This is a genomic window from Clostridium sp. AM49-4BH (assembly GCF_003478335.1).
GTDB lineage: Bacteria > Bacillota > Clostridia > Lachnospirales > Lachnospiraceae > Butyribacter.
Genome location: NZ_QUFB01000032.1, coordinates 1 through 17,814 on the forward strand (window position 1 = coordinate 1; position 17,814 = coordinate 17,814).

The following is a 17,814-nucleotide window of genomic DNA, read 5'->3' on the forward strand; positions in this document are numbered from 1 at the left end:
GCAGATGAAGTGAAGACTACAGATGCGGTGGAAGAACCAGCGATAGATGAAGTGAAGACTACAGATGCGGTGGAAGAACCAGCGATAGATGAAGTGAAGACTGATAAACAGAAAAGAAAAGAAGAGAAGCGTTTAGCAAAACAACGCAAGAAGAATGAGAAGAGGCAGGCGAAAGAAGCCGCCAAGATAGAGAAAGCTAAGAAAGCTGCAGACAAGGTGAAAGCAACAGCGGAAGAGTCTGCGGAGAAGGTGAAGAAGTCTGCGGAGAAATCTGCAGAAAAGGCAAAGGAGCTCGGAGAAAGAGCAAAGGAAGTCGCTGAGCAGGAGAAGACGAGAGCGCAGCAGGTTGGCTTTGTATCTTCATTGAAGTTTAGAGTGTCTATACTTGTGATTCTGGCAGTTGTGCTGACCGGTGCGATCATGCTGTTGATCGTAGTGCCTGAAGCAGAATCGGCAATTCAAACCGAGACGGAGCATTACATGCACGATATGGTAACTGCGAACGGTATTTCTTTGGATCAATTTATTGCGGCAGGTAACCTGAACAATAAAATTTCTATGAAGAATACATTTGGTAATGTAGCTTTGCAGGGCGTTGATTCCAGTTATGCATATATTGTATCTGGAAGCGACGGCATGATGCTTTGCCACCCGGAAGGGGAAAAGGTTGGACAACCGGTAGAGAATGCAAGGATCAAAAAGGTCGTAGAAGATATTCAGATGGGATCTAGACCTGAGACAAGTGTTGTTGAGTATAAATATAAAGGAACAGCAAAGATGGCAGCATATTATGTCACCAAAAAAGAGCCGACGGTTCTTGTCATTACAGCGGATAAGGATGACATTTTAGCACCGATCAACAATATGATAAAGACCGGAGTGGTAGCATTTGCTATTGTTGTTGTTATATTCGCATTTTTGGCAGCATTTATCACGGGCAGAATGACAAGACCGCTGATCGTGATCTCAAAAATTGTGGAAAAGATGTCCAGAATGGACTTTACAGAAAACAAGGCTGCAGAACGTTTGCTAAAGCGAAAGGATGAAACCGGCATGATGAGCCGTTCAGTTGCATCGCTTCGTAAAGAAATGGTTCTGATGATACAGGACATTCAGGCACAAAGTAATAGTCTGTTCAATGCGTCTGAAAGCTTGGATAAAGATGCCACCCATACAGCACGTGCGATCGAGCAGGTAGAAAGTGCTGTGGGTGATATCGCCAGTGGCGCGACAAATCAGGCTGATGAGACACAGAGTGCGACAGAAAATGTCATTACGATGGGCAATATGATCGAAGAAACGAATTCCGTTGCAGAAGCATTACATAAGAATTCAAAGCAGATGCAAGAGTCCAGTAATCAGGCAATGTCCATTTTGAAAGAGTTGATGGAAGTGAATGACCAGACCAAGCTTTCCATCGATGAGATTTATGAGCAGACCAATATTACGAATGCTTCCGCGCAGAAGATCAAGGCAGCGACAGATATTATCGCATCAATTGCAGAAGAGACCAATTTGTTGTCACTGAATGCATCTATTGAAGCAGCACGTGCCGGCGAGCAGGGACGTGGTTTTGCTGTGGTTGCTTCTCAGATTCAGAAGCTGGCAGAGCAGTCAAATGATTCAGCCAAACAGATTGATGATATTACAAATGTTTTGATACAAGACTCGACGCATGCCGTGGATACTATGCAGGGAGTACAAAAGATCATGGCTGTTCAGAGCGATAAGATGCAGCAGACAGAGAAACGCTTTGCGGATGTCTACCAAGGTGTTGAGAAGGCGATCGGAGGTGTTGGTACGATTTCCGGACGAACAGAAAGTTTGGATGATTCCAGAAGTAAGGTCGTTGATGTCGTGCAGAATCTTTCTGCTATTGCTGAGCAGAATGCAGCCAGCAGTCAGGAGACATCTGCATCAGTTGTGGAAGTCAGCAACACATTGGCGAACATATCTGATAGTGCAGCAGGTTTGAAGGAGATCGCTTATCAGTTAGACCAGAGTGTAAAGAAGATTAAACTGTAATTTGAATTAGAATTTTAAGGAGACGCCCATGTTTGATTTGCAGGAAGAGTTAAAAAAACTGCCCGCCAAACCGGGCGTCTATTTAATGCACGACAAAAAAGATGCTATTATTTATGTGGGCAAAGCGGTTAGTTTGAAAAATCGTGTGCGACAGTATTTTCAGGCGAGCAGAAAAGTATCGCCCAAGATTGAAAAAATGATTTCGCAGATTGATCATTTTGAGTATATCATTACGGATTCCGAGGTGGAGGCGCTGGTACTCGAAAACAACCTGATCAAGGAGCATCGTCCAAAGTATAATACGATGTTAAAAGATGATAAAACATATCCGTTTATCAAAGCAACCGTATATGAAGAGTATCCGCGGTTGATCTATTCGCGGGAGCAGAGGCGGGATAAATGTAAATATTTTGGCCCGTTTACCAGTGCAGGGTCTGCAAGAGATATGTTGGATCTGGTTCATAAAATCTATCAGATACGAACATGCAATCGTGTGCTGCCAAGAGATACCGGTAAAGAACGACCGTGCTTGAATTATCATATTAAGCAGTGCCAGGCACCATGTCAGGGATATGTGACTCCGGAACAGTATCAGCAAAATTTCAGCAAGGCATTGAAACTTTTGGAAGGAGATTTCTCAGAGGTTTTAGAAATGCTGGAAGCAAAGATGGCGAAAGCAGTCGAGGAACTTGCCTTTGAAGAAGCGGCTTCTTGCCGCGATCTGATCGCCAGTGTCAAAAAAGTTGCAGTGCATCAGAAAGTTACAGATTTTGGCGGGGTTGACCGCGATGTGATCGCTATGGCGCAGACTGATCTGGAAGCGGTCATTCAAGTGTTTTTTATTCGCGAGGGCAAATTGATCGGTCGGGATCATTATCATTTAAAAGGGATAGACGGTGATGCACCGGAAGAGTTAGTGCAGTCGTTTATCAAACAGTTTTATGCAGGAACACCTTTTATTCCGCGAGAACTCATGGTAGAATATGAATTAGAAGAAAAAGATCTGATCTCGGATTGGCTGTCGGAACGCCGTGGTGGAAAGGTATCTATTCTTGCACCCAAAAAGGGACAGAAAGAGCGTTTAGTCGAGCTGGCGCATAAGAATGCAGCGTTGGTTTTGACGCAAGATGCAGAAAAGCTGCGGAGAGAAGAAGAACGTACATTAGGGGCAATGCAGGAGATCGCAGATCTGTTAGGCATGTCTGAAGTAAAGCGGGTGGAATCATATGATATATCGAATATCAGTGGATTTCAGTCGGTTGGCTCTATGGTTGTTTTTGAAAACGGAAAGCCGAAGCGCAGCGATTACCGTAAGTTCCGCATTAAGACGGTGCAAGGTCCGGATGATTATGCCAGCATGGAAGAGGTGCTTGGAAGAAGATTTCGTCACGGTCTGGAGGAACGACAACAGATAGATCAAGGGGAAAAAGTAACGGGAGGCTTTACGGTGTTCCCGGATTTGATCATGATGGATGGCGGGAAAGGCCAAGTGAATGTTGCAGAGTCTGTTTTGAGGGAGCTCGGAATAGTGATACCGGTCTGCGGCATGGTGAAAGATGACAGGCATCGCACCCGTGGATTGTATTTTCAGGGGAGTGAGATACCGGTCAATACATGCAGTGAAGGATTTCATTTAATGACACGCATTCAAGATGAAGTGCATCGTTTTGCCATTGAGTATCACCGCTCTTTACGTAGTAAAGTGCAAGTCAGATCCATATTGGATGACATTGCAGGGATTGGGGCGAAGCGTCGCAAACAGTTGATGAAGCGGTTTGTTTCACTTGATGCGATCAAGGCAGCTTCCGTAGAGCAATTGGCTGAAGTTGAGTCCATGAATGAACAGGCAGCACAAAATGTATATGAGTTTTTTCATAAGAAAGACTCATAACAAAATAGATGATTTTCTGTCAGTTGACAGGGATTGTCAGCAAGCTGTATAGGAATTTGCAGCAGGGTGGCAGAAATTTGCGGAATGCAGGGAATGTGCACTATGGTTAGAAAGGTTGGTAGAATATGCAGAATGCAGAGTACAGTGTCGCATTGACACATTTAGTAGACAAATTAAAATTAGAAAACTGTACACCGAATGTACCTATTGATGACGTGAAAGTGACGCAATCGGATGTTAATCGACCGGCTTTGCAATTGGCAGGGTTCTTTGACTATTTTGATTCTAACCGGATTCAGATCATCGGGCAGGTGGAATATACTTATATGGAGCAAAAAGGTGTAGAATACAGTGTCCAAATGTTAGAAGAGATTATGTGTGGCAGTGAGAAGTCGACCAAACCACCATGTATCGTTTTTTGCCGTAACCTTCCGGTGGATGACCGTCTGATCGAATTGGCAACGAAATATCAAGTGCCGATCTTACGTACCAAGCGTGCTACGAATGAATTTATGGCGGATCTGATCCAGTGCCTTAACTATAATATGGCACCGCGATGTACGGTTCACGGCGTGCTGGTAGATATTTACGGAGAAGGCATTTTGATCATGGGAGAAAGCGGTATCGGTAAATCGGAAGTCGCATTGGAGTTGATTCATAGAGGACACCGTCTGGTTTCGGATGATGTGGTAGAGATCAAACGAATCAATGAGAGCACATTGCTCGGCAGCGCACCGGACATTACGAGACATTTTATCGAATTGCGTGGTATCGGTATTATTGACGCAAAATCACTGTTTGGTGTAGAGAGCGTTAAGGATGATCAGAATATTGATCTGGTCATTAAGCTTGAGGAATTTAATAAAGAACAGGATTATGATCGTCTTGGCCTGGAGGAGCAGTATACGGAATTTCTTGGCAACAAGGTTGTGTGCCACTCTATTCCGATCCGCCCCGGTCGTAATATTGCGATCATCTGTGAGTCGGCAGCAGTCAACCACAGACAGAAAAAGATGGGTTATAACGCAGCTTGGGAGCTGTATAACCGAGTAACGAACAATCTAGCAGAAAAAAATAAATAAAGCGCAGATCTAATGCGTAGATAGGAGGGCTGTCATGATTTTTGTAAAAGCAGATGAATTAAAAAAAGGGATGCGTTTGGCAAAACCAATATACAACAAAAATGGAGTTATGTTGTACGAAAGAGATTCCAGACTGACAGAGCAGGGAATCATTAGTATTCAGAACTTTGGACTGATCGGTATTTATGTATTAGAGCCGGCGGAGCCGGTACCACCTATGTCAGCAGAAGATATTGAGTTTGAACGCTATCAGACGATGGCAGTATTTGCGATCAAAGAGATCTTGGATGCAGTCAGCAAACAGAAACCGTCTGCAAAGTTGAATACGTTTGTGACGCAGCTTGTTCAGAAGTATGGTTCTTTGGACCACAAGATAAATTTCATCCAAAATCTTCGCAGCGTGGAAGATTATGTGTATAAACATTCACTGAACACAGCGCTGCTCTGTGCGATGATGGCAAAGCGGATGAATTTGTCCGAGAAAAACCAGACAGATCTGGTGACAGCAGCAGTACTGCATGATATAGGTACCTTATTGATCCCGATCGGATTGCGACGCAAATCGCAGTTGGAATTGACAGAAGAAGATCTCAAAAAGATCAATACGTATTATGTGGCGGCTTATCAGATGTTTAGCAGAGATTATTCGCTTGATGCCGGTGTCAAGATGATATTGTCAGTAGCATTGCGAAGAATCTTTCATGTCGGCGGCAAAGATGATGAAATGGAAAAGAAGAAGATCCCGGAGGTTGAAATATTGCGTACAGCGTATATTTATGACCAGTTGACGGCAATGAACATACAAGAGGAGCCAACATCAGATGTGCAGGCGATTCGCTTTCTATTAGATGCCGGAAATGGATACGATCGTGTTGCGGTACAGGCGCTGATTCACAGTATTAATATTTTGGAACCGGGTGTATGTGTAGAGCTGACTAACGGTGATAAGGGATTAGTCATTATTCCTGGCATGTACAATGTGCTGCAGCCTTATGTACTTTCATTCAGGGATAATCAGGTTTATAATCTGAGTACACCGCATGTCGCTGCACAATTGCAGATCAAAGACATTATGCGCACGATGGATAATCGTCATGTAATGGGAATGGATATGTTAAAGCAGTACAGTGGAGAGGCGGTACATATTGGGGAGTACCGTGATAATAAGACGTACTAGCAATAGCCGACACAACAAACAAATAGCAATATAAGAGCCGGGGGCAGCGAGAAAAAGGCAGTATCGCTGAACCCGGCTTAGGAGATTGTGCGATTGTAATAACAGACAGCATAGAAACGAGGTTAACAATGTATATTATAGTAGGATTAGGAAATCCGGAGCGTAAATATGCCGGAACACGACACAATATTGGATTTTCGGCGATTACGGCGATCAGCGATGCCTATGGCATTTCGATGGACATCAAGAAACACAAGGCGGTATGCGGTAAGGGAATGATCGCAGGGAATAAAGTGCTGTTGGCGATGCCGCAGACATATATGAATCTTAGTGGTGAGAGTGTACGCGAACTGGTGGATTTTTATAAGATCGATCCCGAGGAGGAATTGATCATCATTTATGATGATATCGCATTGGCTCCGGGAAAGCTTCGGGTACGTGCCAAAGGAAGTGCCGGTGGACATAATGGAATCAAGAATATCATTGCGCATTTGGGGACGCAGCAGTTTTCGCGGATCCGGATCGGCGTGGGAGAGAAACCGGCAGGCTGGGATCTGGCGGACTATGTGTTGGGGAGATTCCCGGCAGAGGAAGAGCCGACGATCCGTACTGCGCTGGAGCAGACGGTAAAGGCATGTGAGACTATTTTGACAGACAGCGTTGAAGCGGCGATGAATCAATTTAACGGAAAGTAAGAGGTTGGGGCAGTGATGGAAACATTATTGGCGCCTTTGGCGGAGATTACGGCGTACCGCAATGCCGAAGAGGCAATACAAAAGCAGCAATTCCCATTGCAGATATCGGGATGCATCGAATCACAAAAGTGCCAATGGATCTATGGGCTTACCGGTGAGTCTCCGAAATGGAAAGTGATCATTGCGGCGAATGAGTTGAGGGCACGGGAAATCGCAGAAGACTATCGCATGTTTGACCGGGAAGTTATGTATTATCCGGCGAAAGATGTGATTTTTTTTAGTGCTGATGTACATGGTAATGCACTTAGCACACAGAGACTTAAAGTCAGAGAGGCATTACTGGATCGCAAGGGGGGAACCATTGTCACCTCGATCGATGCCGGCATGGAGTTCGTACTATCGCAAAAGATCTATGAGCAGGCGAAGCAGCAGGTAGCGGAAGGGGAGACATATGATCTTGAGACTCTTTGCAAAAATCTAGTCAATATGGGTTATGTGAGACAGGCACAGGTTGAGATGCCTGGAGATTTTTCTGTGCGCGGAGGAATTTTGGATGTATTTCCGGTAACGGAGGACTGCCCATATCGTATTGAGTTTTGGGATGATGAGATTGACACGATCCGTTCGTTTGACGTGGAGAGTCAGCGCTCAATTGAACGCATTGCAGAGTTTACCATCTTTCCGGCATCGGAATTAATTTTGACTACTGAGCAAATTGCCGATGGTTTTACAAAAATGGCGAAAGACGCAGCAAAGATCAGCACAAAATTAAAAAAAGCGAAAAAATTCGAAGAAGTGAATCGGTTAAATGACCATTTACAGGAAATACAAAATGATTACGAACAATATCAGAGCCGTATTGGGTTGGAAGCCTACCTGCCCTATTTTCCGGTGGAAACATTGTCCTTTTTTGATATTATGCCAGAGGAGGAGACAATCTTTTTCTTAGATGAGCCATCCCGCTGTTATGAGAAAGCTCAGGCGGTGGAAACAGAGTTTCGTGACAGTATGGAAAGCAGATTGGAGAAAGGCTATCTTTTGCCAAAGCAGCCGGAGATCTTGCAGGGAATGGATCCTTTATTTGGATTGCTGCAGAACAAGCAGCTTGTTATTTTGTCTTTGCTGGATGGACTGCCAAAGCAGCTTGCGAGCAGGGCGCAGGTGAATGTACAGGTACAGCCGGTGGGGTCCTATAATAAGCATTTTGAACTACTTGTAGACGATATGCTTCGCTGGAGAAAGAATGGATACCGTGTACTGCTCCTTTGTGGATCTCGGACGCGTGCGCAGCGTTTAAGTAAAGACTTGGGAGAATATGAAATTCCGGCATTTTATCATGAGAAGCCGGATATGCCGTTGGAAGCCGGACAGGTTATGGTATCGTATGGATTTATGCGTCATGGATTTGTTTATTCGATGACGAAGTTTGCTGTTGTGACGGAAGGTGATATTTTTGGCACAAAGCAGAAACGGCGTAATGTCAAGAAGAAAAAATACGATGGAAAAGCGATACAGAGCTTTAATGAGTTAAGCGTTGGCGATTATGTGATCCATGAGAATCATGGAGTTGGTATTTACAAAGGTATTGAAAAGATTACAGTCGACCATGTGTCGAAGGACTATATTAAGATTGAGTATGGAGACGGCGGAAATCTATATGTTCCTGCATCGGGACTGGATCTGTTGCAGAAATACGCCGGGCGTGAGGCGAAGCAGCCGAAACTAAACCGCTTGTCATCGCCGGAATGGAAAAAGACCAAGACACGCGTGCGCAAGGCTGTGCAGGAAGTGGCAAAAGAATTGGTTTTGTTATATGCCAAGCGACAAGAACAAAAAGGATATGCTTATAGTCCGGATACTGTGTGGCAGCAGGAATTTGAGGAGGTTTTCCCATTTGAGGAGACCAAAGATCAGTTGACAGCCATTGCCGCCGTTAAAAAGGACATGGAAAGTGACAAGATCATGGATCGGCTGATCTGCGGGGATGTTGGCTATGGCAAAACAGAGATCGCATTGCGTGCGGCATTTAAGGCGGTAAATGATGGAAAGCAGGTAGCGATGCTTGTTCCAACTACGATCTTAGCGCAGCAGCATTACAACACATTGTGCGAACGACTCGGAGACTTTCCGGTCAAAGTTGAGATGTTATCACGTTTTCGTACTCCGGCACAGCAAAAAAAGTCGATAGATCTATTGCGAAAGGGACAGGTTGATATTATTGTCGGCACACACCGTCTGCTGTCTAAGGACGTGGAATTTAAGAATTTGGGGTTATTGATCGTTGATGAGGAACAGCGATTTGGTGTGACACACAAGGAAAAGATCAAGCAGATGAAAGGAAATGTTGATGTCCTTACGCTTAGTGCAACACCGATCCCACGAACGCTGCATATGAGTTTGACCGGCATTCGGGACATGAGCGTGTTAGAGGAGCCACCGGTAGACCGTCTGCCAATACAGACATTTGTGATGGAGCATAATGATGAGATCATTCGTGAGGCGATCAATCGCGAATTGGGAAGAGGCGGACAGGTGTATTATGTGTATAACCGCGTTGCCCGTATTGCAGAGGTGGCGGCAGAAGTAGCAAAAATGGTGCCGGATGCCAATGTTGTATTTGCGCATGGGCAGATGAGTGAGCGAGAACTTGAAAAGATCATGATGGCATTTATCAGCGGCGAAATAGATGTTTTGGTAGCAACGACGATTATTGAGACCGGATTAGACATTTCGAATGTAAATACGATCATCATTGATCATGCCGATAAGATGGGGCTGTCACAGCTTTATCAGCTTCGCGGTCGTGTCGGAAGATCAAATCGTACAGCATACGCGTTTTTGATGTATCAGCGAGGACGTATGCTCAAAGAGGTAGCGGAGAAGAGACTGGCCGCTATCCGTGAATACACGGAACTGGGTTCCGGGATCAAAGTGGCGATGCGGGATCTGGAGATCCGCGGAGCCGGGAATCTGCTTGGTGAAGCGCAGTCCGGGCATATGGAAGCGGTTGGATATGATCTGTACTGTAAAATGCTCAATGAGGCGGTACTTACACTGAAAGGCGAACAGCCGGAAGAGGAACCGTTTGAGACCAGTTTGGAACTGCAAGTGGATGCGTTTATTCCGGCAACTTATATTCGTAGTGAATTTCAAAAGCTGGATATGTACAAACGTATCGCCGGGATTGAAAATGCGGAAGAATATGCAGATATGCAGGAAGAAATGATCGATCGATTTGGAGAATTGCCTAATGCAGCTGAGAATTTATTGCGTGTGGCACTGCTTAAAGCGGAAGCACACCGTGCCGGAATCACACAAATTGTGCAAAAAACGAACCAAATTCGATTTTATCTGAAACCAAACGCAAAAATCTCTTCCGTAAACCTTGTAAAAATGGTAGAATCGTATGAGGGCGCTTTTAAGGTGGTGCAGGCGGCCAAAAAGGAAGAACAATCCTATTTTATTTACACGATGAAACCACAACCACAGCCGGCAGGCAAAAGTTATCGCAGCGGATACGGAAGGATCCCTGCTGCGGTGAAGGTACCGTCTGTTTCCAAAACAGTAAGTAAGCAGGAGACAGCAGAAAAATTATTCCAGACAGTGAATCAGTTGATCCGTGAGATCGGAAAAGTCGTGGAGTAACGGAAAGGCATGGTGACTATGATAAAGAAAAGTAAATGGATGGCAGTTGGTTTAAGTATATGCATTGCCGTGGCAGGAGTATGCACGGGCTGTGGCAATTCCAAGATCGGCACAAAAAAGGTAAAGCTTGCGGCAGGAACACCGAATAAGGATTCGATCGTTATGTCAGTGGGCAGTGACGGTGTAGAATATAGCGAGATGATGAACTATGCCTACCTATTAAAAAGACAGTATGAGGGCAATTTTGGAAGTGAGCTATGGAACTATTCGCTGGGCGGCAATAAAACAGTGGGTGCTCAGGCAAAGCAGGAAATCGTCAATATGGTAACACAGCTTAAAGTGATCGCGCAGGCAGCGGATCGTAATGAAGTTTCACTTACCAATGATGAGAAAGACGAGGCAATGCAAAAGGCAGAAAAGATCATGGAAAAGGTGTCTGACAGTGATAAAAAGAAATATTATTTATCCGTTCAGGGACTTAGTAAATTGTATGAAGAAAACGTGCTTGCCAATAAAATGTTTTATGTGGCTACTGACAAGGCAAACACCGACGTGTCAGATGAGGAAGCAAGGCAGGCTGCGATCCAGTATATCGAGATCATGACGAAAGGGATCGGAAGTTCCGGACAGAAGATCGATATGGATGAGAAAGCCAAGGCACAGGCTCTTAAGTGGGCAGAACAGCTGCAGCTTCGTGCAGTTAAGACGAAAGACTTTTTGACATTGGCCAAAGATAATACCGATGCAACAACGCAGGAACTGGTGGTTGGCAAAAGTTCCACCAAATTGGAGAAAGCGGCATTGGATGCGGCGTTAGCCCTCAAAAAGGGTGAAGTGAGCAGTGTTGTAGAGGGAACGCAGGGATATTATATTATATATTGCGTCAATGACAAGGAAGAGGATGCGACACAGGCTCGCAAGGAAGTTATCATTGCAAAACGCCAGAATCGCCTGTTCCAAAAGAAATATAACATCTGGCTCAATAAGTGCGATGTTAATATCAGTGAAGATTTTTGGGATTATTTCCAGTTGTAAGGGGAGGGAGAAAGTTTGAAAGCAGAGCATGTCAATCCATTTATCATATCTGTGTGCAAAGTGATGAAAGATATGTGTATGTTGGATTTAAAAATAGGGACACCATCTCTTAGACAACAGAGTTTCCCGGAAGAAAATTCTTTGATCCGTCTCGGGCTGGTAGGTCAGCTTTCGGGAGAAGTATTGCTTAATTTTGAACCACAGACAGCACTTGGGGTCGTATCTAAAATGATGATGATGCCGGTCAATGCCATTGATGCGATCGGACAGAGTGCAATTTCGGAATTAGGAAATATGGTGGCGGGCAATGCGGCGACGGTATTTGCAAATAATAATATTATGATTGATATTACACCACCGGATTATTGTGTTGGTGCAAGTTATGATGGTGCGGCAACGGAAATGTTTACGATTCCTTTTTCAACAGAAATTGGAGATATGACGATCGATGTACGCATTGAACAGGAAGGATAAAAGATGGCAGGATATAAGAGATACCGCAAGGATTCCCCGGTTTCCTATGCATTAGGTATAACGCTGACATTTGAACTGTTGCGCTTTCAGCCGGACAAGGTGACGAGGGTATATATCACTCCGGCATGAAAGAGGGGGAAACATTAGACAAGCTGCGTAGTTTGTGCAGGGATGCCGGTATAGAAATGGTTCAGACAGACAAAATATTTCACGTATTGTCTCAAAAAGAAAATTGTTACGTGATCGGAGAATTTACGAAATATGAAGGGCAGCTGGAGAAAACAGCATCCCACATAGTTTTGGTAAATCCTTCTAATGCCGGCAATATGGGAACGATCATGCGGAGCGCCTTAGGATTTGGTTTGAATCAGATGGCGATCATACGTCCGGCAGTGGATGCCTTTGACCCCAAAGTGGTAAGAGCGTCCATGGGGGCGATTTTTTCGACAAACTTTGTTTACTTTGAGGATTTTGATGAATATCAGGCACAGTTTGGTGAACGGGAATTATATCCATTTATGTTGGATGCCAAGAAAAGTCTGCATGAGATCAGACCACAGGGGACGTTTTCTTTGCTTTTTGGTAACGAAGCGACCGGACTGCCGGATCGCTTTGCACAGATCGGGACAAGTGTGATCATTCCGCATTCCAATCGCATCGACAGTCTGAATCTGCCGATCGCGGCGAGTATTGCGATGTATGAGACAACGAAACAGCAATTTGAGAGTTGACAGGTTTGTTATAATGATAGTTAGAGGCAAATGCAAATGACGATAGAAAGGATTGATGAGACAATGGCAAAGATTGATATTATTTCAGGATTTTTAGGAGCAGGTAAAACGACGTTGATCAAAAAGCTGATCGCAGAAGCATTTGAAGGTGAGAAGTTAGTCTTGATCGAGAACGAGTTCGGTGAGATCGGTATCGATGGTGGATTTTTGAAAGAGGCAGGAATCCAGATTACAGAGATGAATTCCGGTTGCATTTGCTGTTCTTTGGTTGGTGACTTTGGAGAGGCACTCAAAGAGGTGCTTACAAAATATAGTCCGGATCGTGTTATTATTGAGCCATCCGGAGTTGGCAAGTTGTCTGATGTGGTCAAAGCAGTAAAAAATATTGGTGATGAAGTACAGATCAACAGTACGGCAACGGTTGTAGATGCATCGAAATGCAAGATGTATATGAAGAATTACGGTGAGTTCTACAACAACCAGATCGAATACGCAGGAACAGTAATCTTGAGCCGTACACAGAATGTGTCAGCCGACAAGCTGGATGCTTGTCTGAAGATGATTCGTGAGAAAAACGAGGAAGCATCTATTATTACAACACCATGGGATGATATTCAGGGTAAAAATATCGTAGAGGCTATGGAAAAGGTTAATTCTTTGGAAAAAGAGCTGTTAGAGGAGCATGAACATCATCACGATGGCGAGTGTGGATGCGGACATCATCATGATCACGACCATCATGACCACGAGCATGATCACGACGGTGAGTGTGGATGCGGACATCATCATGACCATCACCATCATCATGCAGATGATGTATTTACAAGCTGGGGCGTTGAGACAGCGCACAAGTTTACGGAGGAAGAGCTTACCGAGATTTTGCACAAGTTAGCTGAGACGAAAGACTATGGTGACGTTTTACGTGCAAAGGGTATTGTAGCGGCAGCAGAAGGAGAGTGGTTCCACTTTGATCTGGTACCGGAAGAGACGGAAATTCGCCGCGGAGCAGCCGACTTTACAGGACGTATTTGTGTTATCGGTGCTGACTTGAAGGAAGATGCGATCAAAGAATTATTCCACGTTGCGTAAAGAGGACTACGATTTACGGCTTCCATTTCAAATGGAAGCTAAACATAGAGTTGATGGAGGTTTTGAATGTTTGGTAAGAAGAAAGAGGAGATGATGGTATACGTCATTATGGGCTTTTTGGAAGCCGGTAAGACGAATCTGATCCGTGACCTTGTCGTGGATGATATGTTTGACGACAAGATCAAAACGATGATCTTGGCATGCGAAGAGGGCGAGTTAGAATACGAACCGGACGTGTTAGAGAAGGCCAACTGCGTTGTGGAATACATCGAAGACGAAGAAGCATTTAATGGAAAGATCATTCAGAAATTTTTGAAAAACACCGTCCGGACCGCATCATCATTGAATACAACGGTATGTGGCCGACAAAGCACATTCCGGAATTGTATGATGATATGGAAGAAATTTGTTTTGATCGTGAAGTGATCTTTCAGACGATAGATGTAGTCAATGATGAAACATTTGCTTTATATATGAAAAATATGCCATCTATGATGGTAGATCAGTTCCGCGTGGCAGAAATGATCATCATTAACCGTTGCACCGTCGAAAAGACGAATAAAAACTCGATCCGTGGAAGCATAAAAGCGGTCAATCCGCGGGCGCAGATTGTCTATGAATCAGCACAGGATGAGTTTTATGAGATGAAAGATCAGATGCCGTTTGATGTCAATGCAGATGTCATTGAAATTAGTGACGATGATTTTGGACTTTGGTATATTGACATGATCGACCATCCGGAAACATATCAGAATAAGACGTTGAAGGTAACAGGTTTGATCCAGAAGCCAAAGGGGATTCCGGCAGGCTTTGCAGTATTTGGACGTTTTGCGATGACCTGCTGTGCAGACGATGTACAGTATATGGGATTTCTGTGCAAAGCAGATGATTGGTCAGAGTTTAAGGCAAAGCAGTATGTTACCGTGACGGCCCGATTTGAATACAAATTCATGAAGGAATATGGCGAGGAAGGTCCTGTCTTTTATGCAGAGCAGGTGGAAGCGGCAGACAAGCCAAAAGAGGAGCTTGTTTATTTCAATTAAGTGAGGCAGCAGTTTATAGAGGCTCTGCATATATGCAAGTTGTAGCTTAACAGCTCGGATGTGTCGAAAGCTCTTAGGCACTGCGCATCCATATCTGATAGATGGAGCGGATCAGCACGACCGCAAATGGGCCGAGAAAGATGCCGCACACACCGTACAATGAAATACCGATGTAAATGGAAGCAAGGGTAAAAAAAGGAAGTGTATTTAAGTTACTTCCAATTAACCTTGCTTCTAATAATTCACGCGTAAATACTGTTAATAAATATGCAGTAAGCAGAACTGCGGCCGCGAAAAAAGAACCATGAAATAATTTTACAAGTCCCCATGGAATCAATATCATCCCACTCCCCAAAATAGGAAATGCATCAAAAATGGAAATAAACAGACCGATCACGATACAATATGGATTGCGGATGAGCAGAAAAGCAATTGTGCAAATAGCCCAATTACAGCCAATAATGATGAGCTGACTTCGCATATAGGCAAATCCGGTATTCCACATGGTATGCCCAAGCTCTGACAAAACCGAAAAATAACGATTTTTGTGGATCATAGTATGCAAATGATCATAGTCTTTGCACAAAACGATGAAACTGACGATAACGATCAGCAAAAATGCGCATACTCGCATGGAGCTTCCCATACATTGCAGCGCTATCCTGCCAATATTTTGATAGAGGTTTGTAAATGATGACGGATCCAGATTGTGAAACTGTTCCTTAGCAAATATTAGGCAACTACCTTTTTGTAGACCTAAATAATAATCCAAATGTTGCAAAATATTATGACAACAGGATTCTATGGATTTTGTATAAATTTGATGATAAATGGACAAATTTGTGAGAAGTAGTTTACATTGCTGAAATAAAAGCCATCCGATCAGCAAAAAAACACCCAAAAAGGCAAGAGAGATCAAGAGTAAGGTGCCATTTGCCGCCAGCCACTTTGGAAGATGACATTTTTTTTGTAAAAATAGGACGATAGGCATTAAGCTCCGCATCAGTGTATATGCGAATAAAAACGGGAAAATAAGGGGTAAAACGTATTTGAAGGACAAAAGAACAGCACCCGATATAAATGTAATAATAAGCAGTTGTCGAAGCAAAGGATGTGCATTCATAACGGATCCTCCTTTCTGTAAACGCAATTTTAGACGGCGGAAGTGCTCTATTTAGTGTGTACAAAAGCAATGATTTCATACAAAAAATAATGTTTACAAAATATTAATAACTATAACATTTCACGTTCATAATTCCACCCTATAATAATAACCATATCAGAGAGTAAATGTCGACTCACTGGTAGCTTAGATTTTTTTTTCATACCTTCTCCTTTAAGGACTGTGTACGCTGCAGTCCTTTTTTTTTGCCTATTATGATTAAAGTGTCAGAAGGTCTGAAATCTTGACACCTTAATCCTATTATAGAATCGGGGAATGCCGATTGTGTGCATTTGGTAGGTGGAGTTTGAGTTAGCGATGCATTTATTTCATTGGGAGGAATTGAAATGATGGAAAGGACACAGAAACAGACAAAAAATTTGACCGAAGGATCACCGGCAAGATTGATCTTGGAATTTGCGGTTCCAATGTTTTTAGGATTATTGTTTCAGCAGTTTTACAGCATGGTAGACACAATGATCGTTGGTAAATTTTTAGGAATGAAACCATTGGCTGGAGTTGGTGCGACAGGGTCGTTAAACTTTATGGTGATTGGATTTTGTATTGGTGTATGCAATGGATTTGCCATTCCGGTAGCACAGAAACTTGGTGCCAAGGATTATTCTGCGCTTCGTCGTTTTGTGGCGAATGCTACATGGCTTTGTCTTGCATTTTCTGTTGTTATGACGGTGATCGTGTCAATTTTGTGCGGAGATATCTTGCGCTTTATGAAAACACCGGAGGATATTTTTTCCTATACATATTGGTATATGTTGATCATTTTTTTAGGAATACCATGCACTTTTCTGTATAATATATTGGCGGCACTGATCCGCTCTTTGGGAGACAGCAAAACGCCGGTGATCTTTTTGGCATTAGCATCTGTCCTCAATATTGGACTGGATCTCGTATTTATCATTGTATTTCGTATGGGCGTCAAAGGAGCTGCACTTGCGACTGTGCTGGCACAGGGAATCTCCGGGTTGTGTTGTCTGTGGTATATTGGAAAGCGTTTTCCAATCCTGCGGGGAACGAAAGAAGAGTGGAAACCGTTGCCAAAGTATATGATACGTTTATGTGCGGTTGGAATTCCGATGGGAATGCAGTATTCGATCACAGCGATAGGAACACTTGTGATCCAGGCAGCAGTGAACGGTTTTGGCTCTACAGTGGTGGCCGGAGTGACGGCAGCGACTAAGCTTGGTAATTTTGTATCCTGTCCGATCGAGGCACTGGGACAGACAATGGCACCATACGTTGGACAAAATATGGGAGCCGGCAAACCGAAGCGTATTGGTAAGGGACTTTTGGCAGCCTCTCTCATGGGATTTGGGGTGTCTGCGGTACTGTTTGTCATTGTTTTATTGTTTGGAAAGCCGATGACGTTATTATTTCTTAGTGCAAAGGAAGTGAAAGCCGTAAAATATGCGTATCAGTATATGATCGTAACAACAGCCGGATATTCTTTGCTTACCTTAGTGAATACAGTTCGTTTTACGATACAGGGAATGGGGTATTCGGCGATCGCTATATTGGCCGGGGTGTTTGAAATGGCGGCAAGAACCTTGGCTGGTACGCTTGTAGTAAGTATGATCGGGTTTATGGGTGTTTGTATGGCAAATGATCTCGCATGGATTTTTGCAGATGCTTTCCTTATTCCGGTATTTTTTGTATTATATAGAAGAGCTAAGAAACAATATCAATGATCTGCTTATATCATAAGAAGCAGACGGATGATCTGCTGCATCTGGATGAGAGAAGAATG

15 protein-coding genes are annotated in these 17,814 nt (G+C 43.7%); 14 read left to right on the forward strand and 1 reads right to left on the reverse strand.

Annotation, left to right across the window (positions count from 1 at the left end; translation table 11 throughout):
- The 13 genes from DW981_RS09675 to DW981_RS09730 form a co-directional block, all read left to right on the forward strand.
- On the forward strand, positions 1-2,025 hold a 2,025-nt coding region (locus DW981_RS09675; RefSeq protein ID WP_118507569.1), incomplete at its 5' end, for a methyl-accepting chemotaxis protein.
- A 28-nt stretch (positions 2,026-2,053) separates the two neighbouring features.
- A complete protein-coding gene (gene uvrC / locus DW981_RS09680; protein WP_118507570.1) occupies positions 2,054-3,916 on the forward strand; it encodes an excinuclease ABC subunit UvrC in 1,863 nt (620 codons plus the stop codon).
- Between the two features lie 125 nt (positions 3,917-4,041).
- Complete coding sequence (hprK, locus tag DW981_RS09685; protein ID WP_022024631.1) at positions 4,042-4,998, forward strand: HPr(Ser) kinase/phosphatase; 957 nt, start codon at positions 4,042-4,044, stop codon at positions 4,996-4,998.
- Between the two features lie 34 nt (positions 4,999-5,032).
- The gene (locus tag DW981_RS09690; protein WP_118507571.1) at positions 5,033-6,175 is read left to right on the forward strand and encodes an HD domain-containing phosphohydrolase; all 1,143 of its coding nucleotides are present in this window, start codon (positions 5,033-5,035) and stop codon (positions 6,173-6,175) included.
- 128 nt (positions 6,176-6,303) lie between these two features.
- The gene (gene pth, locus DW981_RS09695; protein WP_118507572.1) at positions 6,304-6,870 is read left to right on the forward strand and encodes an aminoacyl-tRNA hydrolase; all 567 of its coding nucleotides are present in this window, start codon (positions 6,304-6,306) and stop codon (positions 6,868-6,870) included.
- 15 nt (positions 6,871-6,885) lie between these two features.
- Positions 6,886-10,515 carry a transcription-repair coupling factor gene (gene mfd / locus DW981_RS09700; protein ID WP_118507573.1) on the forward strand — a complete coding sequence of 1,210 codons (3,630 nt, stop codon included), beginning with the start codon at positions 6,886-6,888 and terminating at the stop codon, positions 10,513-10,515.
- 9 nt (positions 10,516-10,524) lie between these two features.
- The gene (locus DW981_RS09705; protein ID WP_118507574.1) at positions 10,525-11,550 is read left to right on the forward strand and encodes a peptidyl-prolyl cis-trans isomerase; all 1,026 of its coding nucleotides are present in this window, start codon (positions 10,525-10,527) and stop codon (positions 11,548-11,550) included.
- Positions 11,551-11,565: 15 nt separating this feature from the next.
- Positions 11,566-12,024 carry a chemotaxis protein CheX gene (locus tag DW981_RS09710; RefSeq protein WP_118507575.1) on the forward strand — a complete coding sequence of 153 codons (459 nt, stop codon included), beginning with the start codon at positions 11,566-11,568 and terminating at the stop codon, positions 12,022-12,024.
- Positions 12,025-12,027: 3 nt separating this feature from the next.
- Complete coding sequence (locus DW981_RS15930; RefSeq protein WP_279220189.1) at positions 12,028-12,153, forward strand: hypothetical protein; 126 nt, start codon at positions 12,028-12,030, stop codon at positions 12,151-12,153.
- Positions 12,154-12,209: 56 nt separating this feature from the next.
- A complete protein-coding gene (locus DW981_RS09715) occupies positions 12,210-12,755 on the forward strand; it encodes a TrmH family RNA methyltransferase (protein ID WP_207663998.1) in 546 nt (181 codons plus the stop codon).
- 63 nt (positions 12,756-12,818) lie between these two features.
- A complete protein-coding gene (locus tag DW981_RS09720; RefSeq protein WP_118507591.1) occupies positions 12,819-13,844 on the forward strand; it encodes a GTP-binding protein in 1,026 nt (341 codons plus the stop codon).
- Between the two features lie 66 nt (positions 13,845-13,910).
- Complete coding sequence (locus tag DW981_RS09725) at positions 13,911-14,270, forward strand: hypothetical protein (protein WP_118507577.1); 360 nt, start codon at positions 13,911-13,913, stop codon at positions 14,268-14,270.
- A complete protein-coding gene (locus DW981_RS09730; RefSeq protein WP_118507578.1) occupies positions 14,201-14,887 on the forward strand; it encodes a hypothetical protein in 687 nt (228 codons plus the stop codon). The genes DW981_RS09725 and DW981_RS09730 overlap by 70 nt, the downstream gene beginning before the upstream one ends.
- A 73-nt stretch (positions 14,888-14,960) precedes the next feature.
- Here the strand turns inward: DW981_RS09730 and DW981_RS09735 are convergent, their stop codons facing one another.
- Positions 14,961-16,010, reverse strand: a complete 1,050-nt coding sequence (locus tag DW981_RS09735) for an AI-2E family transporter (protein WP_022024621.1) — start codon at positions 16,008-16,010, stop codon at positions 14,961-14,963.
- Between the two features lie 386 nt (positions 16,011-16,396).
- On the opposite strand from DW981_RS09735, the gene DW981_RS09740 reads away from it, so the two are divergent.
- Complete coding sequence (locus tag DW981_RS09740; protein ID WP_243034714.1) at positions 16,397-17,755, forward strand: MATE family efflux transporter; 1,359 nt, start codon at positions 16,397-16,399, stop codon at positions 17,753-17,755.
- Positions 17,756-17,814 lie beyond the last annotated feature (59 nt).

Coding starts and splice junctions, on each gene's coding strand:
- uvrC (WP_118507570.1), top strand. CDS start 2,054: ATGTTTGATTTGCAGGAAGAGTTAAAAAAACTGCCCGCCAAACCGGGC.
- hprK (WP_022024631.1), top strand. CDS start 4,042: ATGCAGAATGCAGAGTACAGTGTCGCATTGACACATTTAGTAGACAAA.
- DW981_RS09690 (WP_118507571.1), top strand. CDS start 5,033: ATGATTTTTGTAAAAGCAGATGAATTAAAAAAAGGGATGCGTTTGGCA.
- pth (WP_118507572.1), top strand. CDS start 6,304: ATGTATATTATAGTAGGATTAGGAAATCCGGAGCGTAAATATGCCGGA.
- mfd (WP_118507573.1), top strand. CDS start 6,886: ATGGAAACATTATTGGCGCCTTTGGCGGAGATTACGGCGTACCGCAAT.
- DW981_RS09705 (WP_118507574.1), top strand. CDS start 10,525: ATGGTGACTATGATAAAGAAAAGTAAATGGATGGCAGTTGGTTTAAGT.
- DW981_RS15930 (WP_279220189.1), top strand. CDS start 12,028: ATGGCAGGATATAAGAGATACCGCAAGGATTCCCCGGTTTCCTATGCA.
- DW981_RS09715 (WP_207663998.1), top strand. CDS start 12,210: ATGGTTCAGACAGACAAAATATTTCACGTATTGTCTCAAAAAGAAAAT.
- DW981_RS09720 (WP_118507591.1), top strand. CDS start 12,819: ATGGCAAAGATTGATATTATTTCAGGATTTTTAGGAGCAGGTAAAACG.
- DW981_RS09725 (WP_118507577.1), top strand. CDS start 13,911: ATGTTTGGTAAGAAGAAAGAGGAGATGATGGTATACGTCATTATGGGC.
- DW981_RS09730 (WP_118507578.1), top strand. CDS start 14,201: ATGTGGCCGACAAAGCACATTCCGGAATTGTATGATGATATGGAAGAA.
- DW981_RS09735 (WP_022024621.1), bottom strand. CDS start 16,010: ATGAATGCACATCCTTTGCTTCGACAACTGCTTATTATTACATTTATA.
- DW981_RS09740 (WP_243034714.1), top strand. CDS start 16,397: ATGATGGAAAGGACACAGAAACAGACAAAAAATTTGACCGAAGGATCA.